General features: G+C 63.5%; 34 protein-coding genes. All 34 read right to left on the bottom strand.

Features of this window, described 5'->3' with window-relative positions:
* Position 1 precedes the first annotated feature (1 nt).
* Positions 2–385, bottom strand: a complete 384-nt coding sequence (locus JEQ47_RS01675) for a hypothetical protein (protein WP_198874654.1) — start codon at positions 383–385, stop codon at positions 2–4.
* A 29-nt stretch (positions 386–414) separates the two neighbouring features.
* A complete protein-coding gene (locus JEQ47_RS01670) occupies positions 415–1,347 on the bottom strand; it encodes a phage tail tube protein (protein ID WP_198874653.1) in 933 nt (310 codons plus the stop codon).
* Entirely contained in the window at positions 1,344–1,487 is a 144-nt protein-coding gene (locus JEQ47_RS01665; RefSeq protein ID WP_198874652.1) for a hypothetical protein, read from the bottom strand. The genes JEQ47_RS01670 and JEQ47_RS01665 overlap by 4 nt, the downstream gene beginning before the upstream one ends.
* Positions 1,487–1,918 (bottom strand): phage tail terminator protein, encoded by a 432-nt coding sequence (locus tag JEQ47_RS01660; RefSeq protein ID WP_198874651.1) that lies wholly within the window; start codon positions 1,916–1,918, stop codon positions 1,487–1,489. The genes JEQ47_RS01665 and JEQ47_RS01660 overlap by 1 nt, the downstream gene beginning before the upstream one ends.
* Positions 1,915–2,499 carry a phage virion morphogenesis protein gene (locus JEQ47_RS01655; protein WP_198874650.1) on the bottom strand — a complete coding sequence of 195 codons (585 nt, stop codon included), beginning with the start codon at positions 2,497–2,499 and terminating at the stop codon, positions 1,915–1,917. Before JEQ47_RS01655 ends, JEQ47_RS01660 begins: the two co-directional genes overlap by 4 nt.
* Positions 2,499–2,933 (bottom strand): gp436 family protein, encoded by a 435-nt coding sequence (locus JEQ47_RS01650; protein ID WP_198874649.1) that lies wholly within the window; start codon positions 2,931–2,933, stop codon positions 2,499–2,501. The genes JEQ47_RS01655 and JEQ47_RS01650 overlap by 1 nt, the downstream gene beginning before the upstream one ends.
* Positions 2,934–2,945: 12 nt before the next feature.
* Positions 2,946–3,194, bottom strand: a complete 249-nt coding sequence (locus JEQ47_RS01645; protein WP_198874648.1) for a hypothetical protein — start codon at positions 3,192–3,194, stop codon at positions 2,946–2,948.
* A 2-nt stretch (positions 3,195–3,196) separates the two neighbouring features.
* Complete coding sequence (locus JEQ47_RS01640) at positions 3,197–4,174, bottom strand: helix-hairpin-helix domain-containing protein (RefSeq protein ID WP_198874647.1); 978 nt, start codon at positions 4,172–4,174, stop codon at positions 3,197–3,199.
* Positions 4,175–4,301: 127 nt separating this feature from the next.
* On the bottom strand, positions 4,302–4,619 hold the full coding sequence (locus JEQ47_RS01635; RefSeq protein WP_198874646.1) for a hypothetical protein: 318 nt from the start codon (positions 4,617–4,619) through the stop codon (positions 4,302–4,304).
* A gap of 98 nt (positions 4,620–4,717) precedes the next feature.
* On the bottom strand, positions 4,718–5,611 hold the full coding sequence (locus tag JEQ47_RS01630) for a Mu-like prophage major head subunit gpT family protein (protein WP_198874645.1): 894 nt from the start codon (positions 5,609–5,611) through the stop codon (positions 4,718–4,720).
* Positions 5,612–5,653: 42 nt separating this feature from the next.
* On the bottom strand, positions 5,654–6,091 hold the full coding sequence (locus JEQ47_RS01625; protein ID WP_198874644.1) for a hypothetical protein: 438 nt from the start codon (positions 6,089–6,091) through the stop codon (positions 5,654–5,656).
* 123 nt (positions 6,092–6,214) lie between these two features.
* Complete coding sequence (locus JEQ47_RS01620) at positions 6,215–7,333, bottom strand: phage protease (RefSeq protein WP_198874643.1); 1,119 nt, start codon at positions 7,331–7,333, stop codon at positions 6,215–6,217.
* 235 nt (positions 7,334–7,568) lie between these two features.
* Positions 7,569–8,366 carry a DNA adenine methylase gene (locus JEQ47_RS01615; RefSeq protein ID WP_198875692.1) on the bottom strand — a complete coding sequence of 266 codons (798 nt, stop codon included), beginning with the start codon at positions 8,364–8,366 and terminating at the stop codon, positions 7,569–7,571.
* 342 nt (positions 8,367–8,708) lie between these two features.
* Positions 8,709–9,488: a phage head morphogenesis protein gene (locus tag JEQ47_RS01610; RefSeq protein WP_198874642.1), complete on the bottom strand. Its 780-nt coding sequence runs from the start codon at positions 9,486–9,488 to the stop codon at positions 8,709–8,711.
* On the bottom strand, positions 9,478–11,091 hold the full coding sequence (locus JEQ47_RS01605; protein WP_198874641.1) for a DUF935 domain-containing protein: 1,614 nt from the start codon (positions 11,089–11,091) through the stop codon (positions 9,478–9,480). The genes JEQ47_RS01610 and JEQ47_RS01605 overlap by 11 nt, the downstream gene beginning before the upstream one ends.
* Positions 11,091–12,479 carry a terminase large subunit domain-containing protein gene (locus tag JEQ47_RS20990; protein ID WP_198874640.1) on the bottom strand — a complete coding sequence of 463 codons (1,389 nt, stop codon included), beginning with the start codon at positions 12,477–12,479 and terminating at the stop codon, positions 11,091–11,093. Before JEQ47_RS20990 ends, JEQ47_RS01605 begins: the two co-directional genes overlap by 1 nt.
* Positions 12,480–13,085 carry a DUF3486 family protein gene (locus JEQ47_RS01595; protein WP_198874639.1) on the bottom strand — a complete coding sequence of 202 codons (606 nt, stop codon included), beginning with the start codon at positions 13,083–13,085 and terminating at the stop codon, positions 12,480–12,482.
* 1 nt (position 13,086) lies between these two features.
* Positions 13,087–13,401, bottom strand: a complete 315-nt coding sequence (locus JEQ47_RS01590) for a VpaChn25_0724 family phage protein (protein ID WP_236020617.1) — start codon at positions 13,399–13,401, stop codon at positions 13,087–13,089.
* Positions 13,401–13,805: a DUF2730 family protein gene (locus tag JEQ47_RS01585; protein WP_198874638.1), complete on the bottom strand. Its 405-nt coding sequence runs from the start codon at positions 13,803–13,805 to the stop codon at positions 13,401–13,403. Before JEQ47_RS01585 ends, JEQ47_RS01590 begins: the two co-directional genes overlap by 1 nt.
* Entirely contained in the window at positions 13,805–14,236 is a 432-nt protein-coding gene (locus tag JEQ47_RS01580; protein ID WP_198874637.1) for a hypothetical protein, read from the bottom strand. Before JEQ47_RS01580 ends, JEQ47_RS01585 begins: the two co-directional genes overlap by 1 nt.
* A complete protein-coding gene (locus JEQ47_RS01575) occupies positions 14,236–15,471 on the bottom strand; it encodes an N-acetylmuramidase domain-containing protein (RefSeq protein WP_198874636.1) in 1,236 nt (411 codons plus the stop codon). Before JEQ47_RS01575 ends, JEQ47_RS01580 begins: the two co-directional genes overlap by 1 nt.
* An 83-nt stretch (positions 15,472–15,554) precedes the next feature.
* The gene (locus tag JEQ47_RS01570; protein WP_198874635.1) at positions 15,555–15,914 is read right to left on the bottom strand and encodes a hypothetical protein; all 360 of its coding nucleotides are present in this window, start codon (positions 15,912–15,914) and stop codon (positions 15,555–15,557) included.
* Positions 15,907–16,158 carry a hypothetical protein gene (locus JEQ47_RS01565; protein ID WP_198874634.1) on the bottom strand — a complete coding sequence of 84 codons (252 nt, stop codon included), beginning with the start codon at positions 16,156–16,158 and terminating at the stop codon, positions 15,907–15,909. The genes JEQ47_RS01570 and JEQ47_RS01565 overlap by 8 nt, the downstream gene beginning before the upstream one ends.
* Entirely contained in the window at positions 16,155–16,412 is a 258-nt protein-coding gene (locus JEQ47_RS01560) for a hypothetical protein (RefSeq protein WP_198874633.1), read from the bottom strand. The genes JEQ47_RS01565 and JEQ47_RS01560 overlap by 4 nt, the downstream gene beginning before the upstream one ends.
* Positions 16,409–17,137 carry an SAM-dependent DNA methyltransferase gene (locus JEQ47_RS01555; protein ID WP_198874632.1) on the bottom strand — a complete coding sequence of 243 codons (729 nt, stop codon included), beginning with the start codon at positions 17,135–17,137 and terminating at the stop codon, positions 16,409–16,411. The genes JEQ47_RS01560 and JEQ47_RS01555 overlap by 4 nt, the downstream gene beginning before the upstream one ends.
* Positions 17,134–18,144, bottom strand: coding sequence for a phage Gp37/Gp68 family protein (locus tag JEQ47_RS01550; protein ID WP_198874631.1), 1,011 nt, complete (start codon positions 18,142–18,144; stop codon positions 17,134–17,136). The genes JEQ47_RS01555 and JEQ47_RS01550 overlap by 4 nt, the downstream gene beginning before the upstream one ends.
* A 190-nt stretch (positions 18,145–18,334) precedes the next feature.
* Entirely contained in the window at positions 18,335–18,973 is a 639-nt protein-coding gene (locus tag JEQ47_RS01545) for a regulatory protein GemA (protein ID WP_198874630.1), read from the bottom strand.
* A complete protein-coding gene (locus JEQ47_RS01540; protein ID WP_198874629.1) occupies positions 18,970–19,146 on the bottom strand; it encodes a hypothetical protein in 177 nt (58 codons plus the stop codon). Before JEQ47_RS01540 ends, JEQ47_RS01545 begins: the two co-directional genes overlap by 4 nt.
* Positions 19,143–19,472: a hypothetical protein gene (locus JEQ47_RS01535; RefSeq protein WP_198874628.1), complete on the bottom strand. Its 330-nt coding sequence runs from the start codon at positions 19,470–19,472 to the stop codon at positions 19,143–19,145. Before JEQ47_RS01535 ends, JEQ47_RS01540 begins: the two co-directional genes overlap by 4 nt.
* Positions 19,473–19,476: 4 nt before the next feature.
* Positions 19,477–20,142 (bottom strand): DUF3164 family protein, encoded by a 666-nt coding sequence (locus JEQ47_RS01530; RefSeq protein ID WP_198874627.1) that lies wholly within the window; start codon positions 20,140–20,142, stop codon positions 19,477–19,479.
* Positions 20,143–20,153: 11 nt separating this feature from the next.
* A complete protein-coding gene (locus JEQ47_RS01525) occupies positions 20,154–20,444 on the bottom strand; it encodes a hypothetical protein (protein WP_198874626.1) in 291 nt (96 codons plus the stop codon).
* 1 nt (position 20,445) lies between these two features.
* Entirely contained in the window at positions 20,446–20,859 is a 414-nt protein-coding gene (locus JEQ47_RS01520) for a transcriptional regulator (RefSeq protein ID WP_211201580.1), read from the bottom strand.
* Positions 20,856–21,464: a hypothetical protein gene (locus JEQ47_RS01515; RefSeq protein ID WP_198874625.1), complete on the bottom strand. Its 609-nt coding sequence runs from the start codon at positions 21,462–21,464 to the stop codon at positions 20,856–20,858. Before JEQ47_RS01515 ends, JEQ47_RS01520 begins: the two co-directional genes overlap by 4 nt.
* Complete coding sequence (locus JEQ47_RS01510; protein WP_236020616.1) at positions 21,464–22,171, bottom strand: AAA family ATPase; 708 nt, start codon at positions 22,169–22,171, stop codon at positions 21,464–21,466. The genes JEQ47_RS01515 and JEQ47_RS01510 overlap by 1 nt, the downstream gene beginning before the upstream one ends.
* Positions 22,172–22,205: the final 34 nt, after the last annotated feature.

Here is a 22,205-nt window from a genome sequence, read left to right as displayed (position 1 = left end):
GCTAGTTTTTTCGGCGGCCGCCCTCGTCGCGCTGAGAGTCACCCCAGGCCCTCCAAAGGCCGGTGGCAAACCGGCCATCGTCGAGCAGTGCGCGAAGTTTGGGGGTGTCGAAGGGGATGGCGTTTCCCTCCTCATCGACGATGTCCTGGTCCCAATTAGTGACCACGCGCAGCAGGAGGTCATGCTGGCGAGTTACCCGCTGTTCCACCGGCAGGGCATTGACCTCGGAAAGGATCTGATCAGCTTCCTCGGTTCCGATGTCTTCGAACTGCACCTTGAAGCTGAATTCTTCGAACTGGTTGGCCCGGCGCTCGTCGGCATTGGGAACACGGACCTTCACGGTCCACCAATACCGGCGCTCAGTGGTGACGACGAACTTGACCATGAAAGCTCCTTTAAGCGGCCTTGAACGGATTAGCGGACGGTGATTTTCAGCTCGTCATTGCCGATGACGGGCGTGAGCATGAGCGGAAGCGAGTAGTTCGCGATGCCCTGCGTCTGGCCTTGCGTCGGCCGGCCGATCTGCACGGCTGGAGCGTCCAGCTGGATGATATTGCCCGCCACCGTGCCGTGCTGCGCGGCCAGCACGCCGGTCGTGTGATCCTGGGCGATCTGGAACCAGTTCTTGGTGGCCATGCTCTTGGCTTCGGCGACAACGGTGCCGGTCGGCTGGCGGCCCGTGATGCGGATGCTCTCATCGCCGATGAGGAAGCGCGGTTCCACCTGGTTCGCCACGTCGATCGAGAGGCTTTCAGCGATGAGAGACGAACCGTGCAGGCTCAGCGTCGTGTTGGCCTTGTTGACCGGCACCGGCTTCTTGAAGGCAGTCGTAGTCGTCGCCGGCAGCGCCTGGTCGGTGATGGTGCCGAGAAGCCCCGTGAGGGTGAAACGCATGCGCGGGATCTGCGCCGGCACCAGCGACATCGTCATTGTGCCACGGGCGCCGAGGAGAACATGGCGGGTGCCGTCGAGGTTGTAGTAAAGGCTCACAGCGTCAGGGGCGGCCGGCGTGGCATCGGGGGTGTATTCCACCCGCGTAGCGGCAGTGACGACCTCATCGAACCCGCAGGCACGCAAGGCAACGCCCCAGGCGGGTGCCGTCCCGGCCGCGCCGGCGCCAGCCAGTTCGACGTCGAAGGCGATGATGGCGTGGCTCTGCACCAGGAACACGCCCTGGTGGCCGAAATAGGGGAAGAGCAGCTCGCGCGAAACTTCACCGCCGGCGAGCGGGGTGATTTCGACATTGGTGCCCTGCATGGCGTTCGCCGCGCCGGTGGGCACCGCGTCCGTACCATAGGTCGTTTCGATCTTGGCCATGAAGGCCAGGCGGTTGATGAAGCGGGTCATTTGTCGTCGTCCTTCGGCTTGCTCGCGGGCTTGCGGCCCGCATTAGCGGCCTCGGCCGCGGCCGCGGCTTCCTCACGGGTCTTCGTCCGGTCGACGAGGGTCTTCTCGCCAGTGGCCGGGTCCACTTCGTATCGAGCCATCAGCTGGCCTCCTCGATGTACTGGGGTGCGGAGTAGTAAGCCGCGAACCAGACACAGCCATCGACGGCCTCCATGGTTTCGCCGCGGACATAGGTGATGACGTCCACCATCTCGCTGGTCTGCCAGCCGAGCAGCTGGCGCCGGACGTAGTCCTTGAGGGCTTCGAGCGGGTCCTGGACATCCGCGCCATCGGCATCACCAAGGTGCTCGGCCACGATGACGATGGCGATGTCGCGTTCTAGGCGCTGGAAGACCCCACCGGTGGCTCGGGAATTGTCCTGGGCCATATCCTCGGCCACGATGACGAAAGCCTGAGGCAAAGGGCCGTCCGGCCTATCCTTGACCTGCGAGAGCGTGCTGGCGCCGCGCACACTGTAAAATGGCGTGCCGACACTCAGCAGCCGACCCTTGATCTCATGCAGGTCGCTCATAGGCCCGCCTCCTGGCGAAGGTGGTCAGCGACGATTTCGGGGATTGCCTGGCGGTCATAGGCCGATATGCCCAGGAATGGACGCGCCGGGATGCGCACCTGGTGGCCACGGATCTGCACCACGCGGCTTTCGGCACCCTTGGAGCCTGCGCGGACGAAGCGATTGCCCCGCTTCCGGATATTGCGCATCGAAACCGTGCCGGTGCGCGGCTTCATATCGATCGTGCCGCCAAGCTGATGAATGCGGGCGTAAACCAGGTTGCTGCCCCATTCGACCCCGCTAGGCACAACGCCATAACTGATCGACTGGTAGAGGCGCGCGGTGACCCGCAAGATGTGGTTGTAGCCGCGGCGGCGCGCAGCCCGGCCGCGGCCAATGCGCTTGGCAGCCGTGCGCGGCGAAAGCGGGCGCCACTTCTGGCCATCCGGCGCCGTCTCCTGCTCGATATTGCGCTGGGTCGAAAACACGAAATGCGCGCCGATCGCGTGGTACGCGCCTTCCGGGTTGGCTGCGGCCCGCTCCAGCTGCGCGAGGGCTTCCTGGGCTTCCTTGTCGTCGAGGGAGAAGGAGACGCCCGCCATCAGAAGCTACCCAGCCGATCGCGGGTGAAGATGCGTTCCGGTCCTTTGGTCTTGATCTGACCGCCACCAGCGGGAGCGATAATCTCACCAGCGCCCTCGATGATGACAGCGCCGGCCGCGACACGGTCCAGCCATTTGCGCGCGTCTTCATAGGCCATGCGGGCGGCGTGATCCTTGCCGGCGGTGTCGCCATGCAAAAGGAACCAGGCGATCTGACAGGCATAGGTGACGAGCACTTCCGGAGCCGCAGCGGTCAGCGGTAGCTGATACTTCTTGCCCAGATAGGAATTGATCAGCGAACTGGCGTCAGCCACCGCCTTGCTCACCACTGTGGCGTCGATCGTCGTCTGAGGCCGGTTGGTCTTGTCGGTGAGCTGGACCAGTTTGGTCTGCCCATATCGATCGACGAGATCCTGTTGAGTGCAATAGGTCACTGCCCACCTCAGCTATTCTGACTGATAGGCGAAGGTCCGGTGACCTTCGGCGTAGATCTCGAACCCGTTGAAATCGACCTGTCCGGTGCGGACGAAAATGCGACCACGGTCGATGATGACCGTGGCGTCGATGGGAACCAGGTCACCACGAATGGCACCGTTCACGCCGGGTCCGGCCAGGTGCAGGGCGTAGCCGGGTGGGCGCAGGCGGAGCAGCCGCCTGACTGCCCATAGGAGGTGCTGAATGGACGGGCGATGCATGTCTAGAGCAGCTCCACGATGAGCAGCGGGTCGCCCCGCAGCGCTTCGAGCTCGTCGCTACCAAGCTCGCCAGCCTCGAAGCGGGTCGGAGCCTTGGTGAACTGCCGGCCGCTGCGCCACCGGCTGTCCACGGTCGCAGTAACTTCGACAGGCCGTTCCACTGGAGCCGTGGTCTGGATTTCTTCCAGGGCCGAGATCTCGGAATTGATGCCCTCGAGCAATTCGCCCAGCAGTGCCTGGCCAACGAGAAGCTCGCTGCGGTGCTGCTGCAGATAGGCGATGGCCTCCGGCACCTCACCCGAAGCAGCTGCGGCACGAGCGTGGTCGACCACATCGGCGAGGAAAGCATGCGCCTGATCCTGCTCGAGCGCCGGGACGTCAGCGAAGATGTCGCGGTCCCTCTCCTCGGCGTCAGCTACCTCGGGGGCCGCCGATGCCTGCGCCTCTGCGGCGGCAGGCGGGGCCGTTTTGGCGACAGCCGGGCGCTCGATGGCGGGCAACTCCGCGAGCGGCGCCAGCTCCTCGAGGAGCGCGGCCGGCAGCGGGGCGCCCAAGGGGACCCCCAATAAAGCGCAGGCCTCCTTAGTCGCCGCAGTGATCAGTGAACGGGCGTTGTGGAGACTGGTCTGAGCATCGGCAACCAGTTCGGGCGCAGCGTCTGCCGGAAGGCCCTGCAGATGACCATGTGCCAAAACCACAGCGTCGGCGAGCTGCGCAAGCTGCAGTCGAGCGGTTTCGATCTTGGCAGCCTGGGCGGCGACCTCCTCAGCCGTCGCATTATTGAGGTCGATGGTCTTCGGTACCAGCTCGGCCGCGGCGGCGATAAACTTGCCATGGTCCTCGGCATCGCCGGGGATCTTGAGCAGCTCGAGCTGCTCGTGGTTCGACGCGGCAAGCTTGGCGAAGGTATCGACGCCGCCAGCGGCAAGCTTTGCCGCCGTGGCATTGCCGATGCCCTTGATCTTTGTCAGTTCGTCCATTGCAGGTTCCTTTTCGGGGCTTGCGGCAGGGTCGGCGGGCGGCCCTCTCGAAAGACCCGCCGCTCCCAGGGAGGAAGGAGCGGCGGTAGTGCGCGGCGGGAGGAGGATGCCGCGTCAGGAACGAGGGTTAGCCAGGGGGGCTCGGGCGGATGGTCGGGCAGCCGAGCGGCTCATTGGGCAGGAAAATGACGGCGATGCGTGCCGGCGGCGCCGAGGTGGTCTCGGTCATACAGACGTCAGCCAGGTCGGAAATCGTCGGTTCGCAGCCGCGATCGGCCTCGGCGAAGAACTTGGCGTCCGCGGCCATGGGAAGAACCAGGCAGTCATGGGTCACCACCTGGACGGTGGGACCGGCGTCGAAGGCAGGCCCTACGGCAGCAGCGGCCGGGAGGGCGAAGAAGAGAGCAGCGGCGATCGATGCGCCGAGCAAACTCATGAGCTTCATGCAAGTGTCCTTGGTTTCGGGTCTTACAGAAGCGGCCGGGATGGTCGCTTCTCTAAAGCCCGCCGGCGCAACCGGCGCCGGCGAGTGGGCGGGCGCGACTAGGCGAGCCAGGGAACGACGAGCAGCTCGGCCGTGCCCTTCCATTCGTTGGTCTCGCCGCCGGCCCCCAGTTCGGAGGTGAGGAGTTTGCGCGCGGTGCCTTCCAGTGCAGGCGGCACGACCAGGAGGTTCGGAACCAGGCCGAGCGGCCGCCCATGGTCGCCCTTCATGCCGGAGAGCGCGGCGCGCGCAGTGCCATAGTTGGCGGCGCTGAGCGTCTGCTTCGAACCCCAGGCGAACTGCCAGAAGCCAAAGCCCACGTTGCCACGAGCGTCGGCGCCGTACTGGAATTCCTTGTTATTGAAGACGTTGGTGTCGGTAAGCTGGTCCTTGGCGACAAACTCAAAATCACGGCGCTTCTGCAGGATGATCGGCTTGAGCGGCCGGTTGGTGCAGAGGAGGAACCACGGCGTGCCGTTGCCGCCATCGGTGTTGGCAACCGTGCCCTGGGAGCCGTCCTCGAGGATCACCGGGTGGTCCGTGTCGAAGAAGAACTGGCCGTCATAGCAGTTGGCGGCGAAACCGGCCTTGAGCTGGGAGAAAACGAGCATGTCCCAGTGCGAGCCGGTCGAGGCGCCCATCTCCTCGAACATCGGTGCATAGATGCCGAGGTTGTCGGTCTCGATGTCGTCGCGGTCGACGCCGATGGTCAGTTCGTACGGCTTCTCCTTGATGGAGTAGTCGTGCTGGGCGAGGTTCTGCACCATGCGCGGCCCGACCCATTCACGGACGTTCGGCACCTTGCCGAGCCAACCGTACTTCTGTTCCTTGGTCGAGGCCGGGACGATGGTGGCCACGCGAGCGTGGAGGGAGGTAGTCATCCCCAGGCCCCGCTGGAAACTGGTGTTGAAGCCAGTCCGGAGGCCGTTGAGGTTGGCGGCGTTTACGAGCATCGAAAATTGGTCCTTGCTGAGTGCTGTTGGGGAGTGTCCGGATCAGGTCAGGTACGCAGAGGCCAGGGCTTCGTCGAACCGCACCCAGACGCCCAGGGCGTCGACGCCGGCGATCATCCCGGCGATCGAACGGGTGTTCGTGCCGTTGGTCTTGGCGACGGTCTGGTCATCCACGATGTAGGCGGGCTTGTTGATGTCGGCCTTGGTGATGAGGTCACCTGCGGCCGAATTGGCAAAGCGGAACGTGCCAACGCGGACCTGAGCGGTCTTGTCCCCGGCGGCGCCGGCGGAATTGTCCACCTGTTCGATCGCAACACCGACACCAACGCTGCCGGTAGCAGTGGCGCCCTTGGTGCCGTTGCCGGCGGCGTTGCGCATGACAATACCGCCCGCGAACACCTTGATCGCGGCGGCCAGGTCCAGGACGAGGATGTCGCCCTGGGCGCGGGGGGTATTACGGTCGGCGGTCAGAGCCGTCATCTTTTGGTTCTCCGGTGCGGCCTGGCCGCCGTTGGGGGGATGGTGGGAAGCCGCCTCACCGCTGCAGCTTCCCTTTGACCTCACGGTCTTCCGCGCCTGTCGGTGAGCGCCCTGGGTATTCGGTTACGCGGCTTCGGCCAGCTCGGCCTTGCGGGTCTTGATGAACTCGGCGCGGTCGAGGCCCATCATGGTGATGGCCAGCTCGTCAGCTTCGGTGAGGCCGTCGCTGTTGGTGGTGGTATCGACCTTCTTGCTGCCGAGCTGCGTGGTGGTCAGCGACGGCGCCTTGTCGATGAAGGCGGTGAACTGCTCCTGGCTGGATTTGAACAGCTGCAGACCCCAATCGCGGAGCGCCGGCAGAAGCTTGCCCTTCTCGATGGCATCGTCGACAGCGGCTTCAGCCTTGCCGCCCAGGATGTCCGCCTTGAGCGTGGTGACTTCGTCCTGCAGCGCGGTGACCTGGTCGATCGGCACGAACTTGGTCGGGTCGACCTCGGTCTTTCCGGCGCTGGCGGTCTTGAGGACGGACAGAGTGGTTACCAGCTCGTCCGTGGTCGCCTCGGGCTTCAGGCCGGCAGTGGTGAGGACGCGGGTGCGGTCGGCTGCCTGGGCATTGATGGCAGCCAGGATCGCATCTTCGGAGGCGGTTTCTTCAAGGCCGAGGGCCTTTGCAATGGTCTTCATGTCAGGTTCCGTGGGGGTTGAAAGATCGGCCCCAGCCGCGACTGCGACCAGGTCCATGGCGGGCATATTGAGAAGTCCCGCATTGAAGATCGTGTGGATGTTGCCGGCCTTGTCATTGGAGAAGCTCGGCGACAGGTAGCGGTACTCGTTCCGCTTGATGGAGCGAGCTGCCAGGGCAGTCCATTCGATCAGGCCCCAGATGCCGTCTTCACGGACCTCGAGCTTTTTGATCCAGCCCGCGGCCTTGGCGGTACCACCGACACCCTTCACAGCCGACAGGAAGCTCTGATGGTCGTAATCGATCATCAGCTCGGTGCCGCCGGCGTATTCCATGGTGCGCGCGAGGATCGCCTCCATCTCGGACTTGCCGCCGGCATGGAACGGGCCGCGCCCGTCGCGGGCCTTGAAGGTCCCCGCAGGCACAAGCTTGTTCCAAACGGCCTTGTCTTCGCCGTACGGCAAAGCCGCGACCTCAACCGATGCATGCGTGACGGCAGCAAGGGTCGTGACCTGGGCGGTCAGCAGAGTGTGGGAGAGTGGATTGACTGGCTGGTTCATGAGCGGGATAGTTCATGACCGCCCCGATCCGAAGAATTCTCACACAGTGTGTGATGGACGGATATGTCCCGCCGATTTCTCGGCGATGTGGAAACGGAAGGCGGACCTCACCGTTCCATTTGCCCACCAGACCCCATTAAACGGGTTTTAAACGGGGTTGAGGCCAAGCCATGAGCTTGGCTAAGGGAAATGCCGCCAGGAGCGCCCCTAGCGGCTCCCGGCGGCTACTTGCAAATCACCCCAGATTGCCAGTGATGATCAACTCCTTCGCCGATTTCGCGTTAGGTCCACCCGCGATGGTGTAGGTCAATTCGACGGGCTCCAAATTAAAGTCAGAGAACAGTGCACGGATCTCAGGCCGGTCGTTGATCGACAGGATGAAGCGACCGCGCAGCTCGGCGAGTGCTTTGGCCATTTGTTTGAACTCCTCGCGGCCAAACATGCCAGCTCCGTAGTCAGCCTCGCTGCCCCAATATGGCGGGTCTAGGTAAAACAGCGTTTCAGGGCGATCATAGCGTTGCAGGAACGCCTGCCAGGGCAGGTTCTCGATGGTGACCCCGGTGAGCCGATGGTGAATGTCATCGAGCAGTGGCGCCAGGGTCGTGAGATTGAACCCCGACGATTCCCGCAAACTCACCCCGAAATTGCGGCCCGCGACTTTCCCGCCAAAGGCTAGACGCTGGAGGTAGAGGAAGCGCCCCGCCCGCTCGAGGTCGGTTAGGGTCGATGGGTCGGTGCTTTTGAGGCGTTCGAATTCCCGTCGCCCTGAAAGCTGAAAGCGCAGCGTGTCCATAAACTGCGGATAGTGCCGCTGCAGGATGCGGAACAGGTTCGCGACTTCGCCAGAGTAGTCATTGATGACCTCGGCCCGCGGCGCCTGGCGCCGGCGGAAGAAGATGCCGCCCATGCCAACGAAGGCTTCCGCATAGGTTATGTGAGGGACGGTCTCGATGAGCGTCGTGATACGCTTGGCGAGATTGCGCTTGCCTCCGATATAGCCGGCCGGTGTCCTGGTCGGATCAACCGGTCGCATTTGACTGAAATTCTCCACGTCCTTTTTCCCTGGGACTGGTTCACTGCCATGGCCCTCGTGAGAGGGTGGCGGGTGAAGCGGTGTCATTTCTGCTTTGGGGTTGGACGCCAATCCGTTGCCCCAGTTCGAGGCATTGCAGTGCCTCGGCCGCCCGTCGCTCATACGCTGGCCGGACTTGGTCCCCCGTAGTGGTGGCAACAACTGTCTGGGGCTTATTCCCGCCTCTTAGGACAATAGGGTCCTGAAAGGTTTGGAATGACTATCGACACTTGCATCAACCTCGCGGCGCTGTTCGCCGCGATCTACTTCGGCGGGAAATCTGTTCGCTGGTGGTGACCCGGATTACGGAGACCGGATGCCCAACGGGTCGGGTTTACCGGCCAGACGCTGTTCAAGCGCCTGCCATCCTGACTTGCCAGGGTTGTGGTCCCAGCCGGGATCTATACCGGCATCAATCCAGCGAACTTCGCCGCTGGCCGGGTTTTCCCATGGGCGAAGATCCAGTGCCGGCGGCTCAAACTTGAGCTGGTCGCGCATGCGGTCGACGTCGCGCTGGGAAAGGCTCTGAAGATGACAGCGACAGTGCCAGCCACAAGGCGGTGCCCATGTGTCCCAGTATGGATGATCGACCGGCAAGCACAGATTGTTCCGTGCCGCATGCTCCGGCCTGGTGCGTTCGTCCAGGATCGCGACATAGCGGAGGAACGGCCGGGACGGCTTGTTGCGCTCGAAGCTCGTCCAGTTTCCAGTCGCATATGACACCCGCATGTTGACGTCGAAGATAAGCTCGAGGCGTCGCGGTGAGCCGAGCTGCACCATTTCCGGCAAGCCGGTCTGGGGGTTGACGGCAAGGCCACGGCCCCACCATCCCTTCGCCTGCAGAAGTGGTGTCAGGGTCTGAGCGAAATCCTGATAGGTCTGCCCCTCCTCAAGCGCCTCTAAAAGCGCGTTGTAGATTTCCTCGAGGATGTCGAAGCCGGCCGACTTCGCCACTGTGAACATGCGACCATGCAGCTCGGCATAAACCTCCTGCCAGGCGAAACTGGGATACAGCTCGTGGCCGCGCGCAACCAGCGCCGCGATGGCATCTCGCGGCTGGACGGGCTTGAGATCAATCGGCATCGGTCAGAGGTTCCTCAGCCTCGCCCGCAAGCCGCGCTCCGAAGGCCGCGTTGGCCAGCATGCTGGTAAAAGCAGCCACACCCATGGTCTCGGCGCGGCGCTGGAGAATGGTTCGGGCCTCTTCAAGGGTCTGTGCGGCCGCCAGCTCATCGGCGAGGCCTGCTACAATCGGGCCAACCAGAGGTATCCAACCGCCATCGGCCATGATGCCGAGCACTGCAAGATCAACACCATCTGCAAGGTCAACGCCGATGAGCTGGGCGCTGTTGAGCGTGGCCTTGGGCGGAGCCGGGAGTGCCCGCTGCTGGTCAGGGTCCACGAACTCACCGTCAACGCCTGGCACCGGCGCTGGCGCCGTCGATCTGCTGGACACCAGCAGCTTCTCACCCGCAGCGGGTGCCGGGATGCCGATCTTCTTCTGCATGGTGGACATGCCGACCTCGAGCCCGAGCGGCACCAGCACCTCGACGTTCTTGACCAGGGCGGCGACATCTTCCTCGTCGGGACGGCCGATCTTGAGCTTTGGGTACTTCTTCCGCGGCCCCCGGTTGAGGTCGATCAGTGGCCGTACCAGGTCGCGATTGAGGGTGGCAGCGAGTTGGCGGGCGTCGGCCGTCTCGATGTCTTCCCGCAGACCGTCATGGACCTTGCTCGAGGCATAGCCGCCACCCGTGGGCGCATCGACGGCACCGGTGGCGCCGAGCACCACCTTGGACACCTGACGATCGAGGAAGTCTGCGCGGCGCTCGTATAGGTCATGACTGCCCGAAATGTTCGCCTCGACGAACTCGATTGCCATGGCCTGCGGGATGATGGCCGCATAGTCGGTGCCGATGTTGCTGACCGCCTCGAGGAGGATTTCCTTGTCCCTTTCGGAGGCACCGGGATCGAACTTGCCGACGCGCAGTGGCTGGCCATAAGCCTCGGCAAAGATCGCCCAATCTTTGATGGTGAAACTCTTGAACAGGAACGTCCAGGCTACGGCCCTGGCGATGCCGCCACGGATGGTGAGACCGGATTTTACCTTGGCCCGATGGACGATCCAGCCATAGGGCTTGAGCGGCTCGTGGCCGCTGTCGCCACGCAGCATGAGAACTTCCGGGTCCGTGCGATCAAACTCGAAGAAGCGCGGATCTCGGAAGCTCAACTCGCGCGGCATCCATTGCCCCTCGGAGGTGTCCCAGATGATTTCGGTGGCGGAGTAGCCCTTGCCGACAGCGTCGAGGATATCGACCAGCTCGTCCTGAAACTGGTCTCGGGCGATGACCTCGCGGACCAGGTCGGCATCGGCATTGCTTTCGGCGTCGTCGCCGGCGGCCTCGACGGTGATTTCGAGGTTCGCGACCTGACGCTTCCGGATCGACAACACCCCGCTGTAGTGGAGGTCGCGCTCCTCCATGTCCTCGGCAAGCTCGAGGTAGCGCTCCGGTGCGCCCTCGATGCTGTCACGCAAGAGGCGCGCGAGGCGCTGGGGCGTGAGGCCAGCCGCAGGATGGGCGCCATAGGGCTGGCGCACACCGCGCGTTGTCGGCGAGGCCTGCTCGGTGACGAGTTGCTGTTTCACGATCGGGCGACCATGCTTGTCGAGCAGCTGGATAGCCATCAGTAAAGTCCTCTCTGTCGAAGCGCACGTCCGACCCGGAACCGGACCTCCTCATCGGGAAGGTCGGTCATGCGCAGGTCGCTGTCGGGCCGCTCCTGAAACCGGCTGGGCTTGGTCGGCACGGGGCGATAGCCGTACTCATGCGCCGGGCCGCCGGCGGCGTTGATGCCGAGGAACAACGCCCAGGTGCGGTCGGCATGGTCGTCGTCCCGCTCGGCGACGAAGCGGGGAATGCCGGTTGGGCCTGCGATCTTGCGGAGCTTGTGCAGGTCAGTGCGGTACGGCTGGTCACCCATCGGAATGCGAACCGTTCGGTCCTCGAAGCGCTCCTTGCCGGCCGTGGCCATGATGAGCTTGCTCGAGGCGGTGAAAAGGACGCCTTCAATGCGGCTGCCATAGCGGCGTTGGGCATCCTCGACCACCTTCTCACCCATGCCGGTCTGGTCAATGCATGCGCGGGCAACGCGGTAGTGCTCCATCGCGTCATCGAACGCCTCATCCATCTGGGCGAAGGTGGCGCGCTTCTGCTCGATGCGCTCGCGCTCCCACAACACGTCGCCGATCAACTCAAGGACGGTGATGACATGGAGGTCGTTCCGCCGGCCAATATCGCGGCCGATGTAGCAAGGACCGCCCTGGTAGCTTTCCCGCCCGAGACCCGCTTCGTCGTCTTCGACCGAAGAGATCAGCTCATAGGAAAGCCAGGCGCTTGCCTCGTCCAGGTACTGGAGCATGAACTCCTGCGCCCATGCATCGTCATCGGCAATACCAGCCCGAAGCTCTTCGATATTGCGCGGCAATCCATCGGCCACGGCCTGCTCGATGTCGACCACATGGCGAGACCAGGCGGCATCCTTGCCGGTGTCCAGGTCATAGAACTTTCCGCTCTTGCCATTGGGCGTCGAAGTGATACGCAGCTTGTGCCCGGCAGAGATGACCGGAAACAATGCCTTCCAGATGGCGTTACTGTCCTTATGGAAAGCGAACTCGTCCAGGAACACACCAGCGGAAAAGCCGCGAGCCGTGTCGGGATTGGCCGGCAGGGCGGTAATCTTGCTGCCGTTCGGCAGGGTGACTTCGAGCGCCTTGAAGGTGCCAGTCTCTCCCTCCCAGTCGAACTCCTCGGCCTCGAAGGCCATGCCGTAAGCCTTGGCATGCGGCTTGATGCCCTCGTTCATCGCCTCCGCCGCCTGGCGCTCGCCACGCGACAGGATCACCCAGCGGGCTCGCCGGCCCTCAACCGCATGTTCGAAACAGTCATCGACAATCTCGAGCGTGGTCGTGAAGGTTTTGCCGGTCTGGCGAGCGAATTTGCCAATCTTGAAGCGCGAGCGGTCAAGAAACCAGCGGCGCTGGTAGGGGTAGAGCGGGACGGCCGGGCCTAGCACTTAGCCCTCCGACTTGTCGAAGATGCCGTAAACGTCCTCGCGGATGCGGCGCAGGACTTCCTTGCCATCCTTGCCCACGGTGTTCTCAACGGCCGACAAAGCCTTGTCGACCTTGCCCTTGAAGTCCGCTTCCACGGTTTTACGGCGCTCCGTGGAGACGCCCTGGGCCTGCGCGGCCTTGTGCAGGGCGCTGGCCAGCGACATCGTACCCTTGGGATCAATGCCGTGCTCGCCGGCCGCTGTCACCGTCTCAAAAATCAGCGTCTTGATGGCCTCGGCCGCGATCAATGTCAGATCGTCGGATGCCTTGGCGTCGAACCGGCCGGCGAGAGCACCCGCAATCTCACGCGTCTCCTCGAGGCGGCGGGTAAGGGTCGCCAGTTTGATGGAGTAGCGGTTGAATGCCGACCTGCTGGGTATGGCAAATTCCAGTTCGCCCCGATGCTCGGCCTGCAGTCGCTGCAGCTTGGCGAAAAACTCGTCATAGATGTCCTGCTGGGTACGGTCCCGGTTCTGCAGCTGCTCGGCTGCCCACGCGATGATGGGGCCTGCCTCCTCGGGAAGGAGGTCGAGACCAGAGAGGCGCCCGCGGCCACGATCGGTCATGTCAGCCCCCGGGCGACGGGCGGGCGACGCCCTCGAGCACCACGCGACGATCGACGTGGTCAATGCCGGCGCGCGTGATCTCGGCCACCATAACCGAGCCAACCTCGGTGGTGGTCAGGGCGCCGATATCGGCCAGGGCGCGCAACTGGGTGCGGACCCAGTCGCGACTGCGCCGGTGGCCGAACTTGTCAAGCACGCCTTCGAGGATGGCATCGTTGAGACGTCCATCCGTCATTTTCGACAGCTCGCGAAGAATGACGAGCTTGGCATTGGCATTCATCTCGGCCGCGAGCGCGGCGGTGAAATTCGGGTCCATTAGTGCCCCCTCGATGCGCTCTGCGCCGCGTTGATCAAAAAACCCTCGATGCGCTTGAGCGCCTCGTCCGCCGAATCCACCACGACGCTGATGGTGTCGATCTTGCCCCGAACCTCGGTGAGGCCCTTGTCGAGCTGGTGAAAGGCGTCCTTGTCGGGCAGGTTGTCGATGACGGTATCGAGTTGCGTAATCCTCGTCTCGGCACTGTCGAGACGGTCATCGAGCGCTTTGATCTGGTCGGCCGTTGCCGTCTTGAACGTCTCTAGGGCCGCGGTCATCCCCGCCTTGAAGTCCTCAAGAGCCTTCTCATTCTTGCGCGCAGGCCCCTGCAACACGCCCCACGCCGCGGTGCCGAAGGCCAGCAGGGATACCCCTAGGCCGAGCCAGTCTTTCAGAAATTCCATCAGCGGCGGCCTCGCGTCACAAGACCAACACCCACGCCACCGGCCAGCCCGATTGCGCCGACCGGCCCGAATACCCATTGAAAAGCGCTCTGTGCCCAGCCGTCGAACGGCGCCTGGTAGGCAGCGATTGTCCAGGTTTGGGGGAACATGCACCCCCGGCACCAGAAGACGTCATAGAGGTTGATCATGCCCCATTTGAGGGCCAACGGCCCGAGGAAGACGATGGCGATCACCCAGAACAGCGGCTGGAACTGGGCTTTCTGCCGGTCGGTCTCGGTGCGGCGATTTTCGACATCGGCCTCGATACGTGCCTGGTCGATCGAGCGCTCGCCGGTGAGGCCGCGCTGGACGAAGTTGATGGCGCCAATTGCGGCGTCTGCGACCCAGCCGAGGCCGAGCCAATTAAGGGCGGAACGAACCAGCGTGCGCATCAACCGACATTCTTCCAGTTCTTGGCGTCTTCGAGCCGCCGCGCCTTGATGCGCTGCGCGATGACAACGATGACCAGGGCAACGAGGCCAAGGCCAAGCATGGGGTTTTGAGTGAAGATGGCGATGATGGGCTCGACCGGCTTTTTCACCGCTTGAATGAGGTTTGAAAACCCGTTCAACCACTCAATGCCGGCAAAGCCTTCGGTGCCCTTGCCAGCTTCCCCGACGACGCCACCGCCGAAAATCAGGACGCCAAGCTTCGTGAGCCAGTCGGCGCTCTGCACGGTCTGCGAGCCCTGGTCGCGGAGATCCTTAACAGTGAGGTTTTCGCGGCTGTTACCCGGCTCCTGGGATATGGGCACGGCCGCGTCCAGGGCAGCTTCGGTCAGAGGGCCGACGCGACCGTCCGGGTCCAGACCATTGGCCTTCTGAAACGCAACAACGGCGCGCTCGGTGGCAGGTCCGAAATCGCCGTCCACCTTCACGTGGTACTGCAGCTCGACAAGGCGTTTTTGCAGCGCTTCGACGCGATAACTCTTGGAGCCGAGGCGGAGCATGGCATCCACCTTGGCATTGATCTTCGGCACGTCGCCACCGGTCAGACGGGCCAGCTCGGCAATGATGAGGCCGGCATAGTATTCGGCCTGCCCGGAGCCGTTGTAGCGGCGGGTGATGGCCATAATGTCTTCGGCCTGCAGCGCGGCGACCAATCCGAAACTCTCGAGGAGCTTCACCATGGCCGAAATCTGCGCTTCCTCGCTCGCAGCGAACGCCAGCACGAAGTCCGTGACAGTCGGATAGCCGGCCTGGGAATGATTGAACCCCATAATCTGAGGGGCGCCGTACGATGCGGAGCGGAGGCCGGCCGTCTCGTCCAGGCGGACCATGTCGGCTAGGCGGACCCAGCGGGCATCCGAACCCGGCTGGCCGAGACCGATGTAGTTCTTCCGCTTGTTCCACCGGGGCGTGGCGAGGCCGAGCGCCTGGGCCTTTTCGCGGAGGGCCTTGGGAAGCTCGCGCCAGAAGACGTGCTTTTCCGGGAGGATGATCAGCCGGCCCTTGTCATCGAAGGCTTGGCCGGCGCTCTCGACGTTGACGATGGCCTGCAGCAGAGCGACCCGCACCTTGAGGCGGGCGGCCGCTGTCTCGAGTAGCTCGGGGATCTTGCCCTTCTTGCCGTTGGTCGCGGCGAGCTGGTCGACAATCGTAAGGGTGGCGGCGCCATTGGCGACCATAGGAGACACACCTGTGTGCGAGGGAATGTCTCCGCAAAATGCCCGCTACGCGGCATCACCGGATGACCCACACAGTGTATGATCTAGTCGAAGAGCCCGAGTTGGCTGTTTGGTCGGTCGGGCAACCAGCGACGAATTGAGACATCGCTGACGTGGAGTTTCCGAGCGATTTCCACGATCGGCACATTCTTAGCCAACAAGCACGCCGCGATAAAGCGCTTCTGTATGGGCACCCTCACGGTGCCGCGGCCGAGCTGCTTCCCCAATGCAACCGCCTTATCCGCTCCGACCACTTCCGCCAGGCGTGAATCGGTCTGAGTGCGCTCGCTCGGCAGGTACAGAGGCGCCCCGCCGAAAGCGAGGAGGAAGTCGATGGTCAGGTCCAGGCCGAGCACGTCGACATAGGGCTGGATATGGGCGGGTATCTCGATCGTGTCAGTCATCGCTCACCAGGGGGATGCCTTTAACGATCAGCGTGACCGTATGGATTCCTGACAGGCCCATATCTCTTTGCCGGTAGACCAGGCGTGCCGTCATGCCCCGCCGACTGGCAAAGCATCGGCTTCCCGCCGCGAGAACATATCCGCCGGGCACCAGGTGCCGGAGCGGTGAGCCGGGCAACACGCGAGCTGCCAGTGCCTCTATTTCCGCTAGGGATTTCGGGAGCTTTCCGGTGCGGGCGGTCATCGGTCGTTATCCTGTTGGTTTTCCCAGCGTCGCAACCAGTGGGTGGCTTGGGTTGCGCGCGGTTCGACTATCTGGGCCGGTGCATGCCCCTCCGGCGCGGCCGCGGCCTTGATCTCGAGCTGAAGCTCGGCAGCGATCAGCCCCCGCAATTCTCGCTCCAGCCGGCGGCGCAGCATCGTGCGCGGCCGTTGCCGGTCGAGGCGCTTCTGCAGATCCAGTTGTCGAGCGCGGAAGTCGGGAAGCCCGGCCATCATGCCACCTCGGCCGCCTTGGCCTTGAGCTTGCGACGAAACTCGGCTTCTCCTGGCGATGCCAGGCCCATGTCATGCGGGCGGGTGTGGCGCTCGGCCATTCCTGGTGGAATGTGGATCACCTCGGTGCGGCCGGTTGTGGGTTGCTCAAGGTCCCAGACGAACCAGGCATAGGCGGTCGCGCTGCTCGCCTCCGGGTCCCAGACGCCCTCGATCATAGGCACCCGCTCGGCGAACGGGCAGATGAAACGAGGCTTCCGGTCACCGGAAAAGATTAGGTGGTACCGATCGCCGCCCTCGAGCCACTGGAGACGGAGAAGCATCGCCACCCCACGCGTGGCGATGGTGAGTGCTCGATCGACGAACCGCTCTGCCAGGACAAAGGGCGGGTTGGTAATGACCCAGTCCGGCACGATCGGCGCCGAGGCACGGCCGGCCATGGTGAAGTCGAGGCCGTGAATGCTGCCAAAGCCCCAGTCGTGGACATCAGTGGCGAGCACCTCGCGGAAATAGCCCTGCAGCGGCAGCGCCATATGGCCAGCACCGCAAGCCGGCTCCCAGGCAGACTGCGATCCGGCGCGGGACAGGTTGAACAAGCCGAGCGGCTTCAGCACCTCCTCGAGCAGCGCCCTGGTGGCCCAGGGCGGCGTCGGGAAGAAGTCGAGCGACGATCCCACGCTCCTGCGCGAGGCCATTACCGCCGATGCTGTAGCCGCCCGGTTGGTCATAAGGACAGCTCCGGGAAGCCGTTGTGCTCGACGCCGTCGAGCAGACGCCCGGCCGCCTTCTTGCCGACATTATCCACCCAATAGGCGCCGGCGCGCAGGTGAGGTTGATGCGTCATGCCATCGTAGAAGTAGCCGTCGCGATAGAGGACGCCCTCGGCCGGAAAGTCCCGACCGCTGCAGACCATGTCGCCATCTGCCATGCCGTATTCATCGGCATACTGGGGGAACTGGGGCTGATAGGCGCCCCATTGCTTGAACAGAAACGGCACGCCGGCAGCGGAGCACTGATTGCGGAGGGACCGTGCCCAATCCGGGTGGGCTGGCCGCGCGCCGGGGCCGGACTCGCCGCCGGCGATGACCCAGTCGATCGCCAAGCCATCCTGCATCTGGACACGCACTTCCCGAACGAGCGAGCGAAGGCCGGGACTGTCCTGGTTGGCTGGGTGGTGACGGACGTCCAGGCCAAACGGGCGCAGGTCGATCGCGCTAAGCAGCGGCTCGCACGAAAGGAAGCGCACGGCGGCGTCGTGCTTGAGTAGGTGCGGAATATTCTGCTCGGCGCGCTCCTGGTCCTCGACGGTGGTACCCAGCCAGACGTGGGATTTCACACCATCCCATGCCGTCGGCAGCATCTTGCTGATGTTTTGCGGACGCTTGGTCAACAGCAGCCAGTCAATATCGGGCGTTTCATAGATCAGCGCCCATAGATCATCGCGCCACTCGGTCGGCACCTGGTTGTCGAACACATCGGCGAGCGAGGCACAGAACACCCGCCGGCGACGGCCGTGCTCAACAAAGAACTGGGCAGCCTGGCGCTGCCAGCGGAGGGGCTCGTTCCAGGTCTGCGGGCTGGTGCGCTTCCTGGGCTGATTGCCCCACTGCACCTGGCCGGAACGCTTTGCCCAGCCCTCGGCATAGCAATGATCGCAGGCCGGGCTGATCTTGGTGCAGCCCACCCAGGGATTGAATGTGCTGTCGCACCACTCTATGGCGGTTGCCTCGGTCATCGGGAAGACTCCTCGACGCGTCGGGAGGCTGCCGAAAAAAAGACGAGGCCGGCCGACTGACAGGCGTCACAACCACAGCCGGCAACGGGAGCTTGACGGCCGCGGTGCTCGCGGCTGCCGTCAGTGTCAAGGATCGGGCGCCGGTCAGGGTAGCCAGGCGCGTCGTCCCACTGTCGAGAGCGAGCGGCCATCACGCACCGGCCCTGGCGCGGATGCGCTCACCCAGGGCGTTCATGACCAAACGCCACTCGGCCGGCTTCAATGTCTCAAGTGGCTGACCCGGATAGCCATCGACCAGTCGGATCACTTCGCGCCGGAAACCCTTGTCGTCGGGATGAAGCTCTGCCCCTGGCTCCAGCTTAATCCACTGCGCCCAAGCGACCTTGCCCGCGTCATTGGTGAGCCAGTCGTAGCCGCGCGACGTGCCCCAGACGACGCCACCTTCGCGGGCGACCCAGCTCTTGAGCGCCTCGACGGCCTTTCGAGCATCGGCGGCATCACGAAGGAACCGGGTGTGATCGATGCCGGTCTGCCCCTTGATGAAGGCCAGCATGGCAGCGTCAGTGCGATTGTGGATCACGCCAAGGTTCCAGCCGGCGATCCAAAGAGCCTGGAGTTTCTTGGCGTATGGACCGGCGAGTTCCTTGCCCTTGACTATGAGCTTGGGGGCACCCTTCGCGCGCAGCTCGTCTAGGACGCGGACATGCTCCGGCCCGTTCATCTCGCGGAGGGAGGTTTTCCCGGTCACGCGCTCGAGCAGCGACCGATAGTCCTGCTCTTCCATAGCGAGACCTCGCTTGGCGACATTGATGGCTGCGATGATGGTCATCGGATCAGTTCCTTCAATTTGACGTTGATTTGTCGCAGGCCCTCGGTGACGACAGCGCGAATTTCCTCCGCCGCCTCGTCAGTCGTGGCGGTAATCTGCCGGTTCACTTCCTGGACGCGGGATGAGCCGTACTGCAGCTCGGCACGGATCGTGACGACGATGCGCTCGCTCATGGTCGGGCCTCAGCAATCGCGACCATGCCGCGGCGCCAGTATTCGAGCTGCTCGACGATGGGGCTCGGCAGGTTTCCCTGCCGGTCCCTCATGGCGCTCTGGTGAGCGAGCCGGACGTCGAGAAAGTCGCTGCCTAACTCAAACCCAACCTCGCGGCAGGCGGCCTGCATTTGCACGACCTTGCTCGCGACAACGGCGTCTGGCAGCCGGAGGAGCAGGCCAGCCCGTACGGCATTGTTCTCGGCCTCGAGCAGTTGATCGACGACGAAAAAGTTTCCGCTCCAGGCGGGCTGCCGCTCGCTAGTCGCACCCAATGCGCTGGCCATGACCCTACGCCTGGGCCAGATCGATGCTGATCGATGACCATTCGGCCTCCGGCGACGAGCGCATGCCGAAGCGGACATATTCTTTCCTTCCGACAACGCGCATGGCATCGCGGATGGCCGTCATGGCCCGCTGCCAGCGCTCGTCCTCGATGGCGAGGCGCAGCAGAGTGAAGATCTCCGAGCGGTTGATCTTGCCTTCTTTGTCGGTGTTGAAGGCGCGGGTGATGATCGCCTGGATTTCCGGGCGGGCGTCTGCCGCCCACTCATTCATGCACTCGTCGAGCAGCGCTTTGGCCACCTGCAGCTCGGGACCGAAGTCGATGCTGTCGGCAACGGACACGCTGACCTTGAACAGGCCGTCGACGGTCATATAGGTCCGGTTGCCTTTGCCCTTGTTGCCGCGCTTGACGAGGCCGTATTCCTGCTCCAGCAGACCGTCGAGTTTGGCCAAATCCTCCATGGTGTGGACCTTGAACCGGGAAACCTGCTCAGAAAGCCCGATGGCCCAGCCCATGATTTCGCGGACCTTCTCATCCTGCAGCTTGTCGGCCGGCTTGATGATGGTCACCGGCACGAGGGCGCCGCGCGGATCGGCCATGAACTGCTGGCCAGCATGGTCGATGATGCCGGTGGGGACCGGCGCGGGGGTAAAGGTGGACTGATGGGTCATCTAAATCTCCATTAAATCGTGGTTGCAGCTGGCGTCGAAGCGGACTGCTTCTTCCTGGCGTTGACGCCGTCGAGCACTGCCTTGAGCATGACGACATTGCCGCCGGCCTTTTTGAGCTGGGTGGTGACCTCGGCAGTGCCGGTCTCGATCTCGAGCTGTTCGACATCGGCGGAACACTCGCCCAAGACCGATGCCATGGTCTTGAAGGTGCGGTCGGTGGCCGGATACGTCCCAGCCATCATGCCGCGCACCCAGCCTTCGACGACCTTGAGGCGGCGGGAGACGGGTTCTTCGTTCAACATACTAATTGCCTCCTTTGGGGCGAGCGTTGGGGCAGCCGTTCCGGCAGGCGTGATAGATCTGGGCGCGGAAGGCCGAAGTGGCGCGAAAGGGCTCCTGCTGTTCCTGCAGGCAGCGGTTGCGGTCGATGTCTCCTAGAACTGGGCACTCGACCATGAGGCCCATCAGGGCGCCGCGGACGCGTTGCTCGACCCCCAGCATGTCCCCGCCATACTTGGCGTTAAGCACTTGGGAGACCAGGGTGCTGGAATACCCCAGCAGCTCGGCCACCTTCTTCTGGCCAAACTGGTCGGTCGCCTGGGCAAGCTCGGCAACCCAGTCGGGCAATTCACCCCACGCGGCCGTCGCCTTGTCGATAAAGGTACGGTTGTCACCATTGCTCGCGGCACCGGTGCCGCTCTTAGGGCCGGGTTTCATTGCGACACCTCGACCATCTGAGGTTCGCCCAGGACCGTTCCCGAATTGGGATCAAAGACAATCTGAGCCTTCGTCACCATCGGAGCGAGGGAGCCAACATTGTTCACCAGGCGGAAACGGCTCGCAGGCCGCGTCTTGCCCGGATTGATCTGGGCGATGACGCCGGCGCCCAACAGCGCCTGCAGGTAGATGTAGGCCCGCTGCTGGGTAACGGTTTCAGTCAGGCGGGAGAGTTCGGCCGCGTCGAAGGTGCCCAGCATCTTCATGGCCCGCCAGAGCGTCTCATATTGCGGCTCCGGCAATTCCTTGCCGTTACGGTCCAGCCGAGGCCACAACAACGGTCGCTTGACCAGGCGGTATGCGGTCGACGGAGAGCCATTGCCGGAGGCGTTGGGTAGCGTTCCTACCGCCGCGGCGAAGTTGCCTTTGACCAGGCGTCGGACGAAGTCGCGGATGCTTTCCCTGCCGACATTGCTTTTGCCCTCCACCATGGTGAGGGTCCAGGCACCAACAGCGTCCAGTTCGCGGATGATCTTCCAGTAGCCCGCAAAGCCGCGGGGTACCTTGAGGCTCGCCTGGACCATTTCGATAACGCCGCGTTTCATCAGTAAGCCCTCGGCAACGGCGCTTTGTTGCCAATAATCGGACCGAACGTCATGAATGCCTTGAGGTCGAGCGACTCGGTGCCCAGGCGCTTGGCGCGTTGTTCGGCCTCGTCAAAATTGACGATGATCCGCCTGGTATTGCCGCTGGTCTCCTGCAGGATGGCGGCAGCCAAGTCTGATGCGATTTTGATGCTCGGGCAGACGGTGCGTGCCAGGATGGCAAAATCCTCGGCGTCCAGCGGCACCGCCTGCACCCAGGTCAGCATGCGATTGTGGACGCGTTCGAACGCCTCGAGCTGCTTGGGGAGCGTCTCTTCACCGATCAGGATGACCGGCGCCCCCGACTTGTCGTGTAGGGTCCGCAGCACGTCGACGAACTTCTTGGAGGCGATGTAATGCGCCTCGTCGACAATGAGGGGCCGGTAGACGTCCCCGGCCATGATCTCGATCGCTTGGGAGATCAGCTCGGGCACCGAGCCTTTCGGCCGATTGATCCCTAGCTCTGCCAGGATCATCTGCATCATCGACTTGGCCGTAGTGTACTGCTCAAGCTCGACATAGGCGGCGCGGTACTTCCCGGCGCCATACACGGCAGAGCGGCTCTTGCCGTACCCGGAATAGCCCGAGAAGCAAGCCATGCCTGGCAGGTGGCGCTGCCGCTCAACCACCTTGGTCATCAGCGTCGAAAACGCCGCGACGTTCTTCAACGGTGCTGGGCGATTGACTTGGTTTAAGTTCAAC

Origin of the sequence: Devosia sediminis, assembly GCF_016411825.1 — a bacterium.
Lineage (GTDB): Bacteria > Pseudomonadota > Alphaproteobacteria > Rhizobiales > Devosiaceae > Devosia > Devosia sediminis.
The sequence above is the reverse complement of the archived record's forward strand: the minus strand, read 5'-3'. Positions and strand labels throughout refer to the sequence as shown.

Bases quoted from the DNA above. Each gene is read 5' to 3' on its own strand.
- JEQ47_RS01655 (WP_198874650.1), bottom strand. From the start codon at position 2,499: ATGGCGGGCGTCTCCTTCTCCCTCGACGACAAGGAAGCCCAGGAAGCC.
- JEQ47_RS01570 (WP_198874635.1), bottom strand. From the start codon at position 15,914: ATGACTGACACGATCGAGATACCCGCCCATATCCAGCCCTATGTCGAC.
- JEQ47_RS01630 (WP_198874645.1), bottom strand. From the start codon at position 5,611: ATGCTCGTAAACGCCGCCAACCTCAACGGCCTCCGGACTGGCTTCAAC.
- JEQ47_RS01660 (WP_198874651.1), bottom strand. From the start codon at position 1,918: ATGAGCGACCTGCATGAGATCAAGGGTCGGCTGCTGAGTGTCGGCACG.
- JEQ47_RS01645 (WP_198874648.1), bottom strand. From the start codon at position 3,194: ATGCATCGCCCGTCCATTCAGCACCTCCTATGGGCAGTCAGGCGGCTG.
- JEQ47_RS01640 (WP_198874647.1), bottom strand. From the start codon at position 4,174: ATGGACGAACTGACAAAGATCAAGGGCATCGGCAATGCCACGGCGGCA.
- JEQ47_RS01575 (WP_198874636.1), bottom strand. From the start codon at position 15,471: ATGGTCGCCAATGGCGCCGCCACCCTTACGATTGTCGACCAGCTCGCC.
- JEQ47_RS01515 (WP_198874625.1), bottom strand. From the start codon at position 21,464: ATGAAACGCGGCGTTATCGAAATGGTCCAGGCGAGCCTCAAGGTACCC.
- JEQ47_RS01530 (WP_198874627.1), bottom strand. From the start codon at position 20,142: ATGACCCATCAGTCCACCTTTACCCCCGCGCCGGTCCCCACCGGCATC.
- JEQ47_RS01625 (WP_198874644.1), bottom strand. From the start codon at position 6,091: ATGACGGCTCTGACCGCCGACCGTAATACCCCCCGCGCCCAGGGCGAC.
- JEQ47_RS01540 (WP_198874629.1), bottom strand. From the start codon at position 19,146: ATGAGCGAGCGCATCGTCGTCACGATCCGTGCCGAGCTGCAGTACGGC.
- JEQ47_RS01605 (WP_198874641.1), bottom strand. From the start codon at position 11,091: ATGGCTATCCAGCTGCTCGACAAGCATGGTCGCCCGATCGTGAAACAG.
- JEQ47_RS01665 (WP_198874652.1), bottom strand. From the start codon at position 1,487: ATGGCTCGATACGAAGTGGACCCGGCCACTGGCGAGAAGACCCTCGTC.
- JEQ47_RS01560 (WP_198874633.1), bottom strand. From the start codon at position 16,412: ATGATGGCCGGGCTTCCCGACTTCCGCGCTCGACAACTGGATCTGCAG.
- JEQ47_RS01535 (WP_198874628.1), bottom strand. From the start codon at position 19,472: ATGGCCAGCGCATTGGGTGCGACTAGCGAGCGGCAGCCCGCCTGGAGC.
- JEQ47_RS01635 (WP_198874646.1), bottom strand. From the start codon at position 4,619: ATGAAGCTCATGAGTTTGCTCGGCGCATCGATCGCCGCTGCTCTCTTC.
- JEQ47_RS01550 (WP_198874631.1), bottom strand. From the start codon at position 18,144: ATGACCGAGGCAACCGCCATAGAGTGGTGCGACAGCACATTCAATCCC.
- JEQ47_RS01675 (WP_198874654.1), bottom strand. From the start codon at position 385: ATGGTCAAGTTCGTCGTCACCACTGAGCGCCGGTATTGGTGGACCGTG.
- JEQ47_RS01610 (WP_198874642.1), bottom strand. From the start codon at position 9,488: ATGCCGATTGATCTCAAGCCCGTCCAGCCGCGAGATGCCATCGCGGCG.
- JEQ47_RS01595 (WP_198874639.1), bottom strand. From the start codon at position 13,085: ATGACCGATCGTGGCCGCGGGCGCCTCTCTGGTCTCGACCTCCTTCCC.
- JEQ47_RS01555 (WP_198874632.1), bottom strand. From the start codon at position 17,137: ATGACCAACCGGGCGGCTACAGCATCGGCGGTAATGGCCTCGCGCAGG.
- JEQ47_RS01545 (WP_198874630.1), bottom strand. From the start codon at position 18,973: ATGACCATCATCGCAGCCATCAATGTCGCCAAGCGAGGTCTCGCTATG.
- JEQ47_RS01565 (WP_198874634.1), bottom strand. From the start codon at position 16,158: ATGACCGCCCGCACCGGAAAGCTCCCGAAATCCCTAGCGGAAATAGAG.
- JEQ47_RS01585 (WP_198874638.1), bottom strand. From the start codon at position 13,805: ATGGAATTTCTGAAAGACTGGCTCGGCCTAGGGGTATCCCTGCTGGCC.
- JEQ47_RS01580 (WP_198874637.1), bottom strand. From the start codon at position 14,236: ATGCGCACGCTGGTTCGTTCCGCCCTTAATTGGCTCGGCCTCGGCTGG.
- JEQ47_RS01590 (WP_236020617.1), bottom strand. From the start codon at position 13,401: ATGGACCCGAATTTCACCGCCGCGCTCGCGGCCGAGATGAATGCCAAT.
- JEQ47_RS01520 (WP_211201580.1), bottom strand. From the start codon at position 20,859: ATGAAACCCGGCCCTAAGAGCGGCACCGGTGCCGCGAGCAATGGTGAC.
- JEQ47_RS01670 (WP_198874653.1), bottom strand. From the start codon at position 1,347: ATGACCCGCTTCATCAACCGCCTGGCCTTCATGGCCAAGATCGAAACG.
- JEQ47_RS01620 (WP_198874643.1), bottom strand. From the start codon at position 7,333: ATGAACCAGCCAGTCAATCCACTCTCCCACACTCTGCTGACCGCCCAG.
- JEQ47_RS01525 (WP_198874626.1), bottom strand. From the start codon at position 20,444: ATGTTGAACGAAGAACCCGTCTCCCGCCGCCTCAAGGTCGTCGAAGGC.
- JEQ47_RS01615 (WP_198875692.1), bottom strand. From the start codon at position 8,366: ATGCGACCGGTTGATCCGACCAGGACACCGGCCGGCTATATCGGAGGC.